The sequence below is a fragment of the Pseudomonas fluorescens genome (assembly GCF_000967965.1).
In the GTDB taxonomy this organism is placed as follows: Bacteria; Pseudomonadota; Gammaproteobacteria; order Pseudomonadales; family Pseudomonadaceae; genus Aquipseudomonas; species Aquipseudomonas grandcourensis.
This window is the reverse complement of sequence record NZ_LACC01000017.1, coordinates 20,143-36,859: the sequence shown is the minus strand read 5'-3', so window position 1 is coordinate 36,859 and position 16,717 is coordinate 20,143. Positions and strand designations below refer to the sequence as shown.

Here is a 16,717-nt window from a genome sequence, read left to right as displayed (position 1 = left end):
GTTGAATGATAAACCGCTTTCGCGAGCAAGCCCGCTCCCACAGGGTTTGGTGTCGTTCTTCAGGCTTTGGCAGCCGCCAGAATCAACGCCTTCATCTCCGAAACAGCCGACTTGAAGCCAACGAACAGCGCATGGGCCACCAGCGCATGGCCGATGTTCAGCTCGTTGATGCCCTTGATCGCCGCCACGGCTTCAACGTTGTGATAGTGCAGGCCATGGCCGGCATTGACGATCAGCCCCTGGGCCAGGCCGAAGGCCACGCCATCGGCCACACGCTTGAGTTCTTCGGCGACTTCGGTCGGTGTCTCGGCATCGGCATAACGCCCGGTGTGCAGCTCGATGGCCGGCGCGCCGACACGGCGGGAGGCTTCGATCTGGCGCTCATCGGCGTCAATGAACAGCGACACTTCGGAGCCGATCTTCGACAGGCGCTCGACCGCGGCCTTGATCCGCGCTTCCTGCCCCGCCACGTTCAGGCCGCCTTCAGTGGTCAGTTCCTGACGGGTTTCCGGCACCAGGCAAATGTGCGCCGGGCGGATGCGCTCGGCGAACTGCATCATTTCTTCGGTGACGCCCATTTCGAAGTTCATGCGGGTTTGCAGCACGTCCTTGAGCACCAGAACGTCGCGCTCCTGAATGTGCCGACGGTCTTCGCGCAGGTGCACGGTGATGCCGTCGGCGCCCGCCTCTTCCGCGTCCAGCGCTGCCTTGACCGGGTCCGGGTAACGGGTGCCCCGGGCCTGACGCAGGGTGGCAACGTGGTCGATGTTCACGCCAAGAAGAATACGGGTGCTGGTGGTCACGGAAAGCGCTCCAGTAGAAGAGAAAGTTCGGTGCACAGCATACGGTGTGATCAGGGCTTGCGAAACAGCTCGCGACTGACAAGTGGACGGCCGCCCAGGTGAACGGCCAACGCCTGGCGCATCAAGCGCTTGGCGGCAGACAGGGCGCCGGGGGCGGACCAGTCGGCTTCGGCCATGGCCAACAGTTCGGTGCCGTTGAACAGGCCCGGTTGCAGCAGATAGACCCGCTCCAGCCCCGCATCCACTTGCAAACGGTAGAGGCCGTCCGGCGCGATGGGCTGATCATGAATATCAGTCGTCAGGGAAAACCCGTAGCCGAGGTCATCGAGCAAGCGCCACTCGAAGGAGCGCAGCAAGGGCTCCAGTGGGCGACCTTCGGCCAGCGCCAGCAAGGTGGCGGCGTAATGATCGAACACCGAGGGGAGCGGATCTTCGGCGGGCAACAGACGAATCAGCAGCTCATTGAGATAAAGCCCACTGAACAGCGCCTCGCCAATGAGCCAGGTGGAAACCCCGGCACTTTCCATGCGCCCGACATTCTTCAGCTCGCCCTTGCCCCGGAACTCGACTTCCAGTGGCACGAACGGCCGCGCCAACGTCCCGGCCTTGCCCCGCGCACTGCGCAACACCGCCCGCAGTCGACCTTGCGGCGTGAGGAAGTCCACCAGCGCGCTGTTTTCACGGTAGGCGCGGGAGTGCAGGACGTAGGCGGGTTGGGGGATGGGTTGGGACATGGAAATCGCAGATCTCGATGAAGAAGCAGATATTACTGGCAACCCCAAAACCACTGTAGGAGCGAGCCTGCTCGCGATGAGGGACTAACATTCAACACACTCGTTGACTGACAGACCGCTATCGCGAGCAGGCTCGCTCCTACAGTTACATCACTTGGGTCCGGCTTTACAGGTCGCCATAACCCAACGAACGCAATGCACGCTCGTCATCGGACCAACCACCCTTAACCTTGACCCACAGGTTGAGCATGATCTTGGAGTCGAACAGCAGCTCCATGTCCTTGCGCGCTTCGGTGCCGATGCGCTTGATGCGCTCGCCCTTGTCGCCAATGATGATTTTCTTCTGGCCATCGCGCTCGACGAGGATCAAGGCATGGATATGCAGGGTCTTGCCCTGCTGCTTGAACTCTTCGATTTCAACGGTGATCTGGTACGGCAGCTCGGCGCCCATCTGGCGCATGATTTTCTCGCGCACCAGTTCGGCGGCAAGGAAACGGCTGCTGCGATCGGTGATCTGGTCTTCCGGGAAGAAGTGATCGTTTTCCGGCAGGTGCTCGGCGATTACGCGTTCCAGTGCATCGAGGTTGTGCCCGTGCTGTGCGGAAATCGGGATGATCTGCGCATTCGGCAACTGCTCCTGCAACCAGCTCAGGTGCGGCATAAGCTCGGCCTTGTCTTCGATGCGATCGGTCTTGTTCAACGCCACGATCAGCGGGCCGGTCACGTACTGGACGCGCTCGAGAACCATCTGGTCCTCTTCGGTCCACTTGGTGCGGTCGACCACGAAAATCACCACGTCGACGTCTTTCAACGCCGCCGAAGCGGTCTTGTTCATGTAGCGGTTCAGGGCCTTCTCGCCACCCTTGTGCATACCGGGGGTGTCGACGTAGATCGCCTGCACATCGCCCTCGGTCTTGATACCGAGCATGTTGTGACGGGTGGTTTGCGGTTTGCGCGAGGTGATCGCCAGCTTCTGACCCAGGATATGGTTCAGCAGCGTGGACTTGCCCACGTTCGGACGGCCGACGATGGCAACATAGCCACAGCGAGTTGCGTTTGTATCAGTCATTGCCATTCTCCACACCCAGGGCAATCAGTGCTGCGGCGGCCGCTACCTGTTCGGCAATACGACGACTCACACCCTGACCTCGGCTTTTTTCATTCAGTAAGATGATTTCGCATTCGACGAAGAACGTCCGGCAATGCGGCTCACCCTGGATATCCACCACTTCGTAACGCGGCAGCTCACAACCACGGGACTGCAGGAACTCTTGCAGGCGGGTCTTTGGATCTTTGTTGGTGTCGACCAGTGTCAGGCCTTCGAACTCGCCGGCCAGCCAGGCAAGCACACGCTCGCGGGCCATTTCCATGCCGGCATCGAGGTAGATCGCACCGATCAACGCTTCGAGGGCATCGGCAAGAATCGACTCGCGACGGAAACCGCCGCTTTTCAGCTCGCCCGAGCCCAGGCGCAGGTATTCGCCCAGATCGAAACCACGGGCCAGTACGGCCAGGGTCTCACCTTTGACCAGTCGCGCGCGCAAACGCGACAACTGGCCTTCGCGAGCCAGCGGGAAGCGCTCGAACAGCGCCTCGCCGGCGACGAAGTTGAGAATGGCGTCACCGAGGAATTCCAGGCGTTCGTTGTTACGCCCGGCAAAGCTGCGGTGAGTCAGGGCCAGGACCATCAGTTCCTGATCCTTGAAGGTGTAGCCGAGCTGACGCTCTAGACGGCTTAAGGAGACGCTCACGGTTTACCCACGCTGAGTTCGTGGCTGGATTCCACCGCCATTGCCAGGAGGCGGCGCAGGCTTGGGACAATTAACGCTGTGTTCAAAAATAACGTCCTGAATATCATTGTTTTCATGCCTCTGGCCCCCGAATCTGCCGGTTCCAGAAATGCATTCGGCGCTGTGTTCAACAGCGCCGTGTTTGATTACTTGATCAGGCCAACCCGCGAGAAATTCGGCAGGTGGCTGAGTTTGGGTTCCGGCCAGCTCATCCAGACCGCGAAGGCCTTGCCGACGATATTCTTGTCGGGAACCATGCCCAGCAGATCCTTGGGAATGTTTGGATCATCCCAGTAGCGACTGTCGTTCGAGTTGTCGCGGTTGTCGCCCATCATGAAGTAGTGCCCGGCCGGCACGGTCCACGAATGGTCCGGCATTGCGCGGTAGCGGCTCATTTCCTTGCGGATCATGTGCTCGGCCGCGCCGAGTTTTTCCTTGTAGAGCTCAGCGCTGCCCAGCGTGCCCGGCTCGGCGCCGACCAGTTGCTCGGCAATCGATTGACCGTTGACGAACAGGCGCTTGTCGGCGGTGTAGCGAACCGTGTCGCCCGGCAAACCAACCACACGCTTGATGTAGTTGACGTTCGGGTCGCTCGGGTAGCGGAACACCATCACATCGCCGCGCTGCGGATCACCGACTTCGATGACTTTCTTGTCGATCACCGGCAAGCGGATCCCGTAGGAAAACTTGCTCACCAGGATAAAGTCGCCGACATCCAGGGTTGGCTTCATCGAACCGGAAGGAATCTGGAACGGTTCCACCAGGAACGAACGCAGCACCAGCACGATGAACAACACCGGGAAGAACGACTTGCCGTATTCAACCAGCAGCGGCTCTTTGTTCAGCTTCTCGACCACGACCATGTCAGGCTGGCTGACGCTGCCCTGATAGGAAGCGATGGCGGCACGCCGACGCGGGGCCAGGATCAACAGATCGAGCAACGCCAACAGGCCGCAGACGAACACGGCGATGACCAGCAACAGCGGGAAATTTAGTGACATAGGACCTAACTATCCAACCTGAGCACTGCAAGGAAGGCTTCCTGTGGAATTTCCACGTTGCCGACCTGCTTCATGCGTTTCTTACCGGCCTTTTGCTTTTCCAGCAGCTTCTTCTTACGGCTGACGTCACCACCGTAGCATTTGGCCAATACGTTCTTTCTGAGCGCCTTGACGGTTGTCCGCGCAACAATCTGCCCGCCAATGGCGGCCTGGATTGCCACGTCGAACATCTGCCGTGGAATCAGTTCTTTCATCTTCTCGGTCAGCTGGCGACCTTTGTAGTGCGAGTTGTCACGGTGCACGATCAGCGCCAGGGCATCGACCTTGTCACCGTTGATCAGCACGTCCAGTTTCACCAGACTAGCCGATTGATAACGATCGAAATGGTAGTCCAGCGAAGCATAGCCGCGGCTGGTGGATTTCAGGCGATCGAAGAAGTCCAGGACCACTTCGTTCATCGGCAGGTCGTAGGTCACTTGTACCTGGGTGCCGAGGAACAGCATGTCGACCTGCACACCACGTTTTTCGATGCACAGGGTAATGACGTTGCCCAGGTGCTCTTGCGGCACAAGAATATTTGCACGCACGATCGGCTCGCGCATGTCTTCGATGGAAGACAGGTCCGGCAGCTTCGACGGGTTATCGACGTAGATCGTCTCGCCGGTCTTGAGCAGCAGCTCGAAGATTACCGTCGGCGCCGTGGTGATCAGGTCCAGGTTGTACTCGCGCTCCAGGCGCTCCTGGATGATTTCCATGTGCAGCATGCCGAGGAAGCCGCAACGGAAGCCGAAGCCCAGTGCGTCGGAGCTTTCCGGCGTGTATTGCAGCGACGAGTCGTTCAGGGTGAGCTTTTGCAGCGCCTCGCGGAAGTCTTCGAAGTCGTCGGAGCTGACCGGGAACAGACCGGCGTAGACCTGCGGCTGAATACGTTTGAAGCCTGGCAGTACATCAACGTCCGGCGTCGAGCTCAAGGTCAGGGTGTCGCCCACTGGCGCACCGTGAATGTCCTTGATGCTGGCGATGATGAAGCCCACTTCACCGGCCTTGAGGTCAGCGGTAGGGGTGTGCTTCGGGTTGAACACACCGACGCTGTCTACCAGGTGGATCTTGCCGGTGGACTTGACCAGGATCTTGTCGCCCTTCTTCACACGACCGTGGCGCACGCGTACCAAGGAAACAACGCCCAGGTAGTTGTCGAACCAGGAGTCGATGATCAACGCTTGCAGCGGATCTTCGTAGTTGCCGGTTGGTGCAGGAATGGTGGCGACCAGGCGCTCGAGCACTTCGTCGACGCCCAGGCCGGTCTTGGCAGAGCACGTGACCGCGTCAGTGGCATCGATGCCGATGATTTTTTCGATTTCTTCTTTGACGCGGTCCGGATCGGCCTGTGGCAGGTCGATCTTGTTCAGCACCGGCATCACTTCCAGGCCCTGTTCGATGGCCGTGTAGCAGTTGGCAACCGACTGCGCTTCAACGCCTTGACCGGCATCGACCACCAACAGCGCGCCTTCACAGGCGGCCAGCGAACGGCTCACCTCATAGGTGAAGTCAACGTGGCCGGGGGTGTCAATGAAGTTCAACTGGTAGTTGATGCCGTCTTTGGCCTTGTAATACAGAGTAACGCTGTGCGCCTTGATGGTGATCCCGCGCTCGCGCTCGAGGTCCATGGAGTCCAGGACCTGGGCTTCCATTTCGCGCTCGGCGAGGCCGCCACACATCTGGATGAAGCGATCGGCCAGCGTCGACTTGCCATGGTCAATGTGGGCGATGATGGAGAAATTGCGGATATGACTCAAATCACTCACGGATCAACACTCAAAAAGGCTGCAGGCATAGCCCGCCGAAAAATAGCCGGGAATTGTACCTGATCCACGGCGCAAGCGTCACGTTCGCAGGTCAGACGGTGCCTACAAAAACGCCCCGGTCTTGCGACAAGGGCGTTTTTTAACGTCAATGCGGTCGGGAAATGCCCGCCGTCAGCCAGCTCGACGCAATAGCCAGAGCCCCGCCACGGCACAAATACCTGCCGGCACCAGCACCGAAAGCAACGGCGGGAAGCCGAATACCTGGCTCGAAGGCCCCAGCAGATCCTGAACGATGCGGAAGGTGAAGCCCACCAGCACGCCGGTGAACACCCGTTGACCCAGGGTCACCGAACGCAGAGGGCCAAAGATGAAGGAAATCGCCATCAATACCAGAGCGGCAGTCACCACCGGCTGCAACACCTTGACCCAAAATGCCAGCCAGTAGCGGCCATTGTTCAGGCCCTGGTCCGCCAGATAGTGGATGTAACTCCACAGGCCGCTGATCGACAGCGACTCGGGCACCATGACCACGGTGTTCAGCAACTGCGGGCTCAACGCAACTTCCCAGCGCTCTTGCGGGGTCGAAACCACTTCGGTGTTGCGCTCGTGGAACAGTGTGGTCGTGACATCCGTCAGCTGCCAGTGATCGGTGTCGAACTCGGCACGCTTGGCGAAGCTAGCCGACAGCATGTGCCGCTCGTTGTCGAAACGATAGCGGGTCACGCCATACAGAATGCCGTTGGGTTGCACCGAGTTGACGTGTATGAATTCATCGCCCTGGCGGTGCCACAAACCGTGCTTGGCGCTCTGTGCATCACCGCTGCCCTGGGCCAGCGAGCGATTGGCCTGCGCGGTGGTTTCGGCAGGTGGCGCGATGTACTCGCCGACCAATACACCGGCGAGCATCAATACCAGCATCGGCTTCATGACCGCCCAGACGATCCGGCCGATCGACACACCAGCGGCACGCATGATGGTCAGTTCACTGTTGCTGGCCAGGCTGCCCAGACCGATCAGGCAGCCGATCAGCGCAGCCATCGGCAGTAGTTCGTACATCCGGCGCGGCGCGGTCAACAATACATAACTCAGCGCATCGACCAAGGTGTAGGTATCGCTGACTTCACCCATCTCGTCGATGAAGGCAAAGAGGGTCGCCAGACCGAGAATGATCCCGAGCACCGCCAGGATCGCCATGAACACACTGCTACCAATGTAGCGATCCAGCTTAACCACGGGCCACCTCCAGCGCGCTGCGGCGACTCGCCCTCTTCAAGCGCAAGGGCTCCCAATAGAGCAAGCCCAGGCCGATGGACAGGAAAATCCCGTGCACCCACCACAAGCCAATCACCGCGGGGATCTTGCCCTTGTCGAGGGCGCCGCGGGCGGCAATCAGAATGGTCAGGTAAGCCATATAAAGAAGAATCGCCGGCAGTAATTTGAGGAATCGGCCCTGACGCGGGTTGACCCGCGACAGCGGCACCGCCATCAAGGTCACGATGAACACCAGCAACGGCAGAGACATACGCCATTGCAGCTCGGCGCGCATGCGAATGTCTTCACTGCCGATCAACGTACTGGTCGGCATCGCGTCGCGGTCGGTGACTTCGTCGCTGACTTCCGGTTTTGGCAGCAACACGCCGTACTCGTCGTACTTGATCGCCCGGTAGTCGGCCTGCCCCGGATTACCGTCATAGCGATAGCCGTTATCAAGGATCAGGTAGCGGTTGCCGTCCGGACGAATTTCCTGGCGCCCCTTTTCCGCCACCAGCACGGAAATACCGCGATCCTTGTTATTGGAACTGATGTTTTTCTGCGAGATGAATACACCACCCAGATTGACGCGGTCATCCGACATGCGCTCGGTATAGGTGACCCGGGTACCGTCACGCAAAGCCTGGAAGCGTCCAGGCTCCAGGGTATCGAATTCGGTCAGGGCATCCTGTTTGTTCAGCAGCAGCTGAAACTGATTGGCCCCCTGTGGCGCCAGGCTCAGGCTCAGCCACGCGACGATGAGTGCAACGAGGGTGGCCGGGAACAGCGTCATGCAAACCAGCCGCTGCTGGCTCATGCCGGTGGCCGAGAGCACGGTCATTTCGCTTTCGAGGTACAGGCGCCCGTAGGACAACAGGATTCCGAGAAACAGCCCCAGCGGCAGGATCAGCTGGAGGAAACCCGGCAGGCGATAGCCCATGATCAGGAACAACGAACCCGGATCCAGCAGGCCCGAAGCCGCCTGGGCGAGGTATTTGATGAAGCGACCGCTCATGATGATGACCAGCAGCACGGCACTTACGGCGCTCAAGGTCAACAGGACTTCGCGGGATAGATAACGGAAGACGATCAAACCAGACACTCCAGGGTTGTCAGGCTAAGGCGGCCAAACAAGCAAACGTATCGGACAGCCCGCGAGGCAGAGCCGCCGAAAAAGATGGCGCATTATCCTGTGATTGGGTGCGCCTGTCACTGCGCAAGCTCAAGCAGCCTGTGAAAGCGCTGAAGATCGTACAACCGAGGGTTGTCAGCCGCCGGTAGCGAGGTTCAAACTGCGGCCTTTGTCGCCGGTCGATCCTGGCGCCTTTCTGTTTATAAGCAATCGACGCATATAAGGTGTCGGGCGCATGCGTGATAACCATCAATTCAGGGACCCGGACATGGAACTGGTTGTAAAAAGCGTCAACCCCGAAACGTTGAAGACCGCCACTCTCGTGGTCTCCGTTGGCGAAGGCCGCAAGCTCGGCGCTGTTGCCAAACAACTCGACGAACTGAGCGGCGGCGCGATCAGCGCAGTGCTCAAGCGCGGCGACCTGGCCGGCAAGGTTGGCCAGAGCCTGCTGCTGCAGAGCCTGCCGAACCTCAAGGCCGAGCGCGTGCTGCTGGTGGGCGTTGGCAAGGATGACGAACTGGGTGACCGCCCGTTCCGCAAGATCATCGCCGGTATCCTCAATACCCTCAAAGGCCTGGGCGGCAGCGATGCGGTGCTGGCCCTGGATGAACTGGTCGTAAAAAGCCGCGACAGCTACGGCAAGACCCGCCTGCTGGCCGAAACCCTGGTGGACGGCGAGTACAGCTTCGACCAGTTCAAGAGCCAGAAAGCCGAACCCCGCGCCCTGAAAAAAATCACCCTGCTGACCATCAAGGCTGCCCAGGCCGAAGTGCAACGCGCCGTGACCCACGCCACCGCCATCGCCAACGGCATGGCTTTCACCCGCAACCTGGGCAACCTGCCGCCGAACATCTGCCACCCGACCTTCCTCGGTGAGCAGGCGAAAGACCTGGGCAAGGAATTCAAGGACCTGAAAGTCGAAGTCCTCGACGAGAAGAAGATCAAGGCCCTGGGCATGGGTTCGTTCTACGCCGTCGGCCAAGGCAGCGCCCAGCCTCCGCGCCTGATCGTCATGCAATACAACGGCGGCAAGAAATCCGAGAAGCCGTACGCGCTGATCGGCAAAGGCATCACCTTCGACACCGGCGGCATCAGCCTCAAGCCGGGCGCCGGCATGGATGAAATGAAGTACGACATGGGCGGCTCTGCCAGCGTGTTCGGTACCCTGCGGGCCGTGCTCGAACTGAAGCTGCCGATCAACCTGGTGTGCATTCTGGCCTGCGCCGAAAACATGCCGAGCGGCAACGCTTCGCGCCCGGGCGACATCGTCACCACCATGAGCGGCCAGACCGTGGAAATCCTCAACACCGACGCCGAAGGCCGTCTGGTGCTGTGCGACGCCCTGACCTACTCCGAGCGCTTCAAGCCGCAAGCAGTCATCGACATCGCGACCCTGACCGGCGCCTGCGTGGTTGCCCTGGGTTCCCACACGTCGGGCCTGCTGGGCAACAACGACGAACTGATCGACCAACTGCTGAGCGCCGGCAAGGCCGCCGACGACCGCGCCTGGCAACTGCCGCTGTTCGATGAGTACCAGGAACAGCTGGACAGCCCGTTCGCCGACATCGCCAACATTGGCGGTCCGAAGGCCGGCACCATCACTGCGGCCTGCTTCCTGTCGCGTTTCACCAAGAACCTGAACTGGGCGCACCTGGACATCGCCGGCACGGCCTGGACCAGCGGCGGCAAGGACAAGGGTGCCACTGGCCGTCCGGTTCCCCTGCTGACCCAATACTTGCTGGACCGCGCCAAAGCCTGAAACCGTTGATGGGCGGCGGCGTCACTTTCCGGTGACGCCGCTTGCCGCTCTGGAACCGCAATGACCAAAGTCGACTTCTATATCCTGCCCAGCGCCGATCCTTCGGCACGCCTGGACTTTGCCTGCAAGCTCACCGAGAAAGCCTGGCGCATGGGCCACCGCATCTACCTGCATTGCAGCGACGCGGCCCAGCGTGACGATCTCGATGCGCGGCTGTGGGCGTTCAAGGGCGAAAGCTTCGTGCCCCACGGCCCCGCCGACAGCGAACCTGAGGGTTTGATTGTCCTGGGGTTGGGCGATGACTGCGGTCAGCATCAGGATTTGCTGGTCAATCTAGACCTGAAAGTCCCGGCCTTCGCCAACAAGTTCGCCCGGGTGGCGGAAGTGGTGGTGGAGGATCCGACGATCAGAGCGGCCGCGCGGGAGAGTTTCCGTTTCTACCGCGAACAGGGCTATCCTCTGCAAGATCACCGTTTACAGCGACTCTGAGCCTTCCAATGGACACTCCAAAACCGCTGCAACAGTCCGCGCACCTGCTGGACGACCTTGAGTCGATCCGACAATTGCTCGGCGATGACAACCTGCAACCGCCCCTGCTGACCGATACGGTCGAGGAAGGTGACCAGGAACAGATTCCGATGTTGTTCGACACCGTGAGCGAGCCTTCGCCACCCGTCGTACCGACAACCCCTGCCCCTATCGTTGAACCCGTCACCGCGGTTGCGTCGGCACCTGCCGCCAGCAAGAACCCGGATGACTTGCTGCACCTGGACAGCGAATTGCGCGCCGCCGCGCAGTTGATCATGCAAGACGTGATCGACGATTTCGCCCCGCACATCGAGACCGAAATCAAACGTCGCCTCAGTGCACGGCTGGAGCGGTTGTTGAGCCAGTACAACGACTAAATAATTGTGGCGAGGGAGCTTGCTCCCGCTGGGCTGCGAAGCGGCCCTGGCCTTTCTGTCAGTTAAACCGGTCTGGATGAATAAGCGTCTGCTGCGCAGCCGGGCGGGAGCAAGCTCCCTCGCCACAAAATAGCTCTCTGACACCAACTCCCCGCCACAGGTTGAATTTTTAAGTGCTCAAGTAACGCCCGATCAACGCAATCCCACTGACCAGCACCAGCCACGTCACCAGCTGCACGAACGCCTCGCGGGATAACCTCATGGTCAGCCGTCGACCGAACCACAGCCCCAGCGCCATCGCCGGCAACAGACAAACCGCCAGCACCAACAGCGGCAAATCGGCATACACACCGGCGATGGCAAACAGGCTCAAACGCACCACCGTACTGCAACTGATCAGCGCACTCTGGGTGGCCCGGGCCGCCTCCTTGGGCAACCGGCTGTTCAAATAGATCGCATAGAGAAAGCCGCCGCTGCCAAACAACGCACCGAACATTCCGCCCAACGTCCCCATCGGCAGCGCCCACGCGGCGGACAACTGCGCCGGACGGACCTTTATCCACAGGCTGTAAATGGCATAGGCGCTGATGAACAGCCCCATCAACAGTAGCAACAGGTCGGACTTGAGGTTCAGCAGGAATATCACGCCGAGGGTGCAGCCCACCGCCATGCACGGCAGCAAGCGCAGCAGTTCCGGTTTCGCCACATCACGCCGCGAGGGCAACAGATTGCCGAATGCCGCGACAAAATCGAGCAACACCAGCAACGGCACGATCTTCGACAGCGGCATGAACAGAATCAGAATCGGCCCCGCCACCAGCGCGGTGCCAAAACCGGCGATGCCGAACACGATGTAGGCCAGGGCGATGCCCGCACCGATTACCAGCCAGTCCAGCGGGCCGAAGGGCCATTGGTTCAACAGTTCGAACACACTCACTCTCCCATCTTCCTTGAATACCGCCGACGACTTTACCTCCTGTAGGAGCGAGCCTGCTCGCGAATGGGCATAACATTCAAAATTGATGTAGCTGACACAACGCATTCGCGAGCAGGCTCGCTCCTACAAGGGAATTGTGCTGACACATGGAGATTGACCACCGAATGCCTTTAAACTGCGCCCCATGATTAAAGATCCCTTTGCAAGACTCGGCCTGGACCGCGAAGTCCTGACCGTCAGCCAGCTCAACGGCCGCGCGCGGGTGTTGCTCGAAGACGTGTTCAGCAACATCTGGGTCGAAGGCGAAATCTCCAACCTCGCCCGCCCGGCGTCCGGCCACGTGTATTTCACCCTCAAGGACAGCGGCGCCCAGGTGCGTTGCGCGCTGTTCCGGCAGAACGCCGCTCGGGTTCGCCAGGCCTTGAAGGACGGCCTGGCGGTCAAGGTTCGTGGCAAGGTCTCGCTGTTCGAGGGGCGCGGTGATTATCAGCTGATCCTCGACACCGTGGAGCCGGCCGGCGATGGCGCCTTGCGCCTGGCCTTCGATGCACTCAAGGAAAAGCTCAGCGCCGAAGGGCTGTTCAGTGCGGAACGCAAGGTGCCGCTGCCGGCGCATCCGCAACGCATCGGCATCATCAGTTCACCCACCGGGGCGGTGATCCGCGACATCATCAGCGTGTTCCGCCGTCGCGCACCGCAGGTGCAGTTGACCCTGATCCCCACCGCCGTACAGGGCCGCGAAGCCACAGTGCAGATTGTCCGCGCCCTGAAACTGGCGGATGCCCGCGGTTTCGACGCACTGATCCTGGCCCGGGGCGGCGGTTCGCTGGAGGACCTCTGGTGCTTCAACGAAGAAGCCGTGGCTCGTGCCGTAGACGCTTGCGTGACACCGATTGTCAGCGCGGTCGGCCATGAAACCGACGTGTCGATCAGCGACTTCGTGGCTGATGTTCGCGCGCCCACCCCTTCCGCGGCCGCCGAATTGCTGGCACCGGACTCCAGCGACCTGATGCGTCGGGTCGAAAGCCTGCACCGACGGCTGGTGATGCGCATGCGTGACCGCTTGATGCGCGACCGCCTGCGCCTGGAAGGCATTTCCCGGCGCCTGCGCCATCCCGGCGAGCGTCTGCGCCAGCAAGCGCAACGCCTGGATGACCTGGACATGCGCATGCGCCGCGCGTTCGAGCGCAGCCTCAACACCCGTCGTGAACGCTTGATCCGCCTGGAAACCCGTCTGGCCGCACAACATCCGGGCCGGCAACTGGCAATGCTGCGCCAGCGCCTCGACAGCCTGGCCGAACGCCTGCCGCGCGCGATCCGCGAAGGGCTGAAGAACCGTCGCCTGCAACTGCACAGCCAGATGCAGACACTGCATGTGGTCAGCCCGCTGGCGACCCTCGGCCGTGGCTACAGCATCTTGCTGGACGAGCGCGGCAACGCGATCCGCAACGCCGCGCAAACCCATACCGGCCAGCGCCTGAAAGCCAAACTGGGCGAAGGCGAACTGCAAGTGCGGGTCGAAGACAATCACCTGACGCCTGTCACCCTTTCTTTACTGGATTGATCCATGCCGCGTTTCTTTGCTCCGTTGCTGTTGCTGCTCCTGACCTTCAACACCCATGCCGACAGCTACATCACCCGCCAGTTGAACAAACCGGTCCCGGGCGGCGTTGCCGTGCTGGACCTGGGCACGTCCGCCCAGGCGCCAAAAGCCACTTATGAAGGCAAACCAGCGCTGGTGGTCAAGGAACAGAACAACTGGCTGGCCATTGTCGGCCTACCGCTGACGGTCAAGCCGGGGGCTCAATCGGTCAGCAGCGGCGGTCGTAATCTGAGTTTTACGGTTGGCGACAAAAAATACCCGGAACAGCGCATCACCCTGAAGAACACCCAACAGGTCAATCCGGACCCGGAAAACCTCAAGCGCATCGAGCGTGAACTGGCCGAGCAGATTGCCGCTTACCGCACGTTCAGCCCCAACACCCCGAGCAACCTGCTACTGGACAAACCGGTGAGCGGGCCGCTATCGAGCAAGTTCGGCGTGCGCCGTTTTTTCAACGGTGAAGAACGTAACCCTCACGCTGGACTGGACTTCGCCGTGCCGGCCGGTACACCGATCAAGACCCCGGCCGCCGGCAAGGTGATCCTGACCGGCAACTACTTCTTCAATGGCAACACGGTGTTCGTCGACCATGGCCAAGGCTTTATCAGTATGTTCTGCCACATGTCGAAAATCGACGTGAAGGTGGGGCAGCCATTGGCCCGCGGTGACGTGGTCGGCAAAGTCGGCGCGACCGGCCGCGCGACCGGACCGCACATGCACTGGAATATCAGCCTGAACGATTCGCGGGTCGATCCGGCTATCTTCATTGGTGCGTTTCAGCCCTGATCCCTGAATAAGGCCTCTGGCCTCATCGCGAGCAAGCTCGCTCCTACAGGGATTGCGCTGACCTGTGGGAGCGATCTTGCTCGCGATGGCAATTTCACAGGCACCGAAAGTCGTCCAGCCACACCCCACACCAATTGCGCACCGCTCAAACCTCGCGCAAACAACACAATCTTCGCAATCATTTGCAGCAATAAAATCTCGATAAATACCCGCTCACGAGTATTCCTCTCAATTTTTTTCGACTGCTTGCCAACCTTCCCCCCCAAGGTTAGGGTTGAAGGCATGAAAACCTCTCACACCCTCATTCAGCTCCGCCAGCACCGCAGCCTGTGCCTCGTCAGTGCACGACTGCCGGGCTGAATCGTGGTGTCTCGTCCCAAGCCGTACCCCAAGAACTTTTGATCCACCGGCAGGCCGCCTTTTTTCGGCCAACACAATAAGGATTTCCTGATGAGCATGCTCAAAGACCCGTCTTCGAAATACCGCGCGTTCCCGACCATCGACATTCCGGACCGCACCTGGCCGTCAAAAACCATCACCGCCGCGCCGATCTGGTGCAGCTCCGACCTGCGTGACGGTAACCAGTCGCTGATCGAACCGATGGACGCCGTCAAGAAGCTGCGCTTCTGGAAAACCCTGGTGCAGGTCGGCGTGAAGGAAATCGAAGCGTCGTTCCCGGCCGCCTCGCAAACCGACTTCGACTTCGTTCGCACCCTGATCGAAGGCAACCACATCCCGGACGACACCACCATCCAGGTGCTGACCCAGGGCCGTGAAGACCTGATCGAGCGCACATTCGAATCCCTGCGCGGCGCGAAGAAAGCCATCGTTCACTTGTACAACGCGACCTCCCCTTCCTTCCGCCGCATTGTCTTCAACCAGGACAAGGACGGGGTCAAGGCCATCGCCGTGAACGCCGCCAAGCTGTTCGTCAAATACGCGGCCATGCAGCCGGACACCGAGTGGACCTTCGAATACTCGCCGGAAACCTTCAGCGCCACCGAAATGGAGTTCGCCAAGGAAGTCTGCGACGCGGTGATCGAAGTCTGGAACCCGACGCCCGAGCACAAGATGATCCTCAACCTGCCGGCCACAGTGGAATGCGCGACCCCGAACATCTATGCCGACCAGATCGAATGGTTCGGCCGTCACATCAACCGTCGTGACAGTGTGATCATCAGCCTGCACACCCACAACGACCGTGGCACCGGCGTTGCGGCCACCGAGCTGGGCCTGATGGCTGGCGCCGACCGTGTCGAAGGCTGCCTGTTCGGCAACGGCGAGCGCACCGGTAACGTCGACCTCGTGACCGTGGCCTTGAACCTTTACACCCAGGGCGTTCACCCTGAGCTGGACTTCTCGGACATCGACGGTGTGCGCAAAGTCGTCGAAGAGTGCAACCAGATCCAGGTACACCCGCGTCATCCGTACGTCGGCGACCTGGTTCACACCGCGTTCTCCGGCTCGCACCAGGACGCAATCCGCAAAGGCTTCGCCCAGCAGAAACCCGATGCAATGTGGGAAGTGCCTTACCTGCCAATCGACCCGGCCGACATCGGTCGCAGCTACGAGGCGGTGATTCGCGTCAACAGCCAATCGGGCAAGGGCGGCATCGCCTACCTGTTGGAACAGGAATACGGCATCAGCCTGCCACGTCGCATGCAGATCGAGTTCAGCCAGGTTGTACAGCGTGAAACCGACCGCCTGGGCCTTGAAATGACCGCCCAGCAGATCCATGCATTGCTGCACAGCGAGTACTTGCAGGCCAACACCCCGTACGCGCTGGTCAGCCATCGCCTGCAGGAAGAAAACGGTCACAGCGCCGTTGAAGTGGAAGTGGCCAGCCAAGGCCAGGGCGAGACCAACCTGCACTGGCGCGGCAAGGGCAACGGCGCCCTGGAAGCACTGGTGGCCGGCCTGCCGGTACCGGTGGAAATCATGGACTACAACGAGCACGCCATCGGCGCGGGCACCAATGCCAAGGCTGCCGCCTACATTGAACTGCGAGTGAACGGCGAACGTGCGGTACATGGCGTCGGCATCGACGAAAACATCACCACCGCCAGCTTCAAGGCCTTGTTCAGCGCACTGAACCGCTCGCTGAGCCAGCCGGAAGCTAAAGCGGCGTAAGCCATCGCTGAAGTGCAAAAGGCCCCGGGGTGTGAACCTCGGGGCCTTTTTTGTTTGTGCGATCTTTTTGGACTCACCGAA

General features: G+C 60.5%; 15 protein-coding genes. 6 read left to right on the top strand and 9 right to left on the bottom strand.

Annotated features, from left to right (window positions below):
• Positions 1-59: 59 nt before the first annotated feature.
• From pdxJ to lptF, 8 genes are all read right to left on the bottom strand, one after another.
• The gene (gene pdxJ / locus VC35_RS14445; protein ID WP_046040960.1) at positions 60-803 is read right to left on the bottom strand and encodes a pyridoxine 5'-phosphate synthase; all 744 of its coding nucleotides are present in this window, start codon (positions 801-803) and stop codon (positions 60-62) included.
• 50 nt (positions 804-853) lie between these two features.
• Positions 854-1,537, bottom strand: coding sequence for a DNA repair protein RecO (recO, locus tag VC35_RS14440; RefSeq protein WP_046040959.1), 684 nt, complete (start codon positions 1,535-1,537; stop codon positions 854-856).
• A 166-nt stretch (positions 1,538-1,703) separates the two neighbouring features.
• Positions 1,704-2,606, bottom strand: a complete 903-nt coding sequence (gene era / locus VC35_RS14435) for a GTPase Era (RefSeq protein ID WP_007973959.1) — start codon at positions 2,604-2,606, stop codon at positions 1,704-1,706.
• Positions 2,599-3,288: a ribonuclease III gene (gene rnc / locus VC35_RS14430; RefSeq protein ID WP_008053221.1), complete on the bottom strand. Its 690-nt coding sequence runs from the start codon at positions 3,286-3,288 to the stop codon at positions 2,599-2,601. The genes era and rnc overlap by 8 nt, the downstream gene beginning before the upstream one ends.
• A 185-nt stretch (positions 3,289-3,473) precedes the next feature.
• Complete coding sequence (gene lepB, locus VC35_RS14425; RefSeq protein WP_046040956.1) at positions 3,474-4,328, bottom strand: signal peptidase I; 855 nt, start codon at positions 4,326-4,328, stop codon at positions 3,474-3,476.
• Positions 4,329-4,333: 5 nt separating this feature from the next.
• Positions 4,334-6,133: a translation elongation factor 4 gene (lepA, locus tag VC35_RS14420; RefSeq protein WP_046040954.1), complete on the bottom strand. Its 1,800-nt coding sequence runs from the start codon at positions 6,131-6,133 to the stop codon at positions 4,334-4,336.
• Positions 6,134-6,304: 171 nt separating this feature from the next.
• Positions 6,305-7,366: an LPS export ABC transporter permease LptG gene (lptG, locus tag VC35_RS14415; RefSeq protein WP_046040952.1), complete on the bottom strand. Its 1,062-nt coding sequence runs from the start codon at positions 7,364-7,366 to the stop codon at positions 6,305-6,307.
• Positions 7,359-8,477, bottom strand: a complete 1,119-nt coding sequence (gene lptF / locus VC35_RS14410) for an LPS export ABC transporter permease LptF (RefSeq protein WP_046040950.1) — start codon at positions 8,475-8,477, stop codon at positions 7,359-7,361. The genes lptG and lptF overlap by 8 nt, the downstream gene beginning before the upstream one ends.
• A 307-nt stretch (positions 8,478-8,784) precedes the next feature.
• Here lptF and VC35_RS14405 point away from each other — a divergent pair, with 307 nt between their 5' ends.
• From VC35_RS14405 to VC35_RS14395, 3 genes are read left to right on the top strand one after another with little or no spacing between them, the layout of a single operon-like run.
• Positions 8,785-10,275, top strand: a complete 1,491-nt coding sequence (locus tag VC35_RS14405; protein ID WP_046041271.1) for a leucyl aminopeptidase — start codon at positions 8,785-8,787, stop codon at positions 10,273-10,275.
• Positions 10,276-10,335: 60 nt separating this feature from the next.
• On the top strand, positions 10,336-10,764 hold the full coding sequence (locus VC35_RS14400; protein WP_046040948.1) for a DNA polymerase III subunit chi: 429 nt from the start codon (positions 10,336-10,338) through the stop codon (positions 10,762-10,764).
• 8 nt (positions 10,765-10,772) lie between these two features.
• Positions 10,773-11,180: a hypothetical protein gene (locus tag VC35_RS14395; RefSeq protein WP_046040947.1), complete on the top strand. Its 408-nt coding sequence runs from the start codon at positions 10,773-10,775 to the stop codon at positions 11,178-11,180.
• A gap of 169 nt (positions 11,181-11,349) precedes the next feature.
• On the opposite strand, the gene VC35_RS14390 is transcribed toward VC35_RS14395, so the two are convergent.
• On the bottom strand, positions 11,350-12,117 hold the full coding sequence (locus VC35_RS14390) for a sulfite exporter TauE/SafE family protein (protein WP_046040946.1): 768 nt from the start codon (positions 12,115-12,117) through the stop codon (positions 11,350-11,352).
• A gap of 184 nt (positions 12,118-12,301) precedes the next feature.
• On the opposite strand from VC35_RS14390, the gene xseA reads away from it, so the two are divergent.
• From xseA to leuA, 3 genes are all read left to right on the top strand, one after another.
• Positions 12,302-13,681 carry an exodeoxyribonuclease VII large subunit gene (gene xseA, locus VC35_RS14385; protein WP_046040945.1) on the top strand — a complete coding sequence of 460 codons (1,380 nt, stop codon included), beginning with the start codon at positions 12,302-12,304 and terminating at the stop codon, positions 13,679-13,681.
• A gap of 3 nt (positions 13,682-13,684) precedes the next feature.
• Positions 13,685-14,506, top strand: a complete 822-nt coding sequence (locus VC35_RS14380) for a peptidoglycan DD-metalloendopeptidase family protein (RefSeq protein WP_046040944.1) — start codon at positions 13,685-13,687, stop codon at positions 14,504-14,506.
• Between the two features lie 450 nt (positions 14,507-14,956).
• Positions 14,957-16,636 (top strand): 2-isopropylmalate synthase, encoded by a 1,680-nt coding sequence (leuA, locus tag VC35_RS14370; RefSeq protein WP_046040940.1) that lies wholly within the window; start codon positions 14,957-14,959, stop codon positions 16,634-16,636.
• Positions 16,637-16,717: the final 81 nt, after the last annotated feature.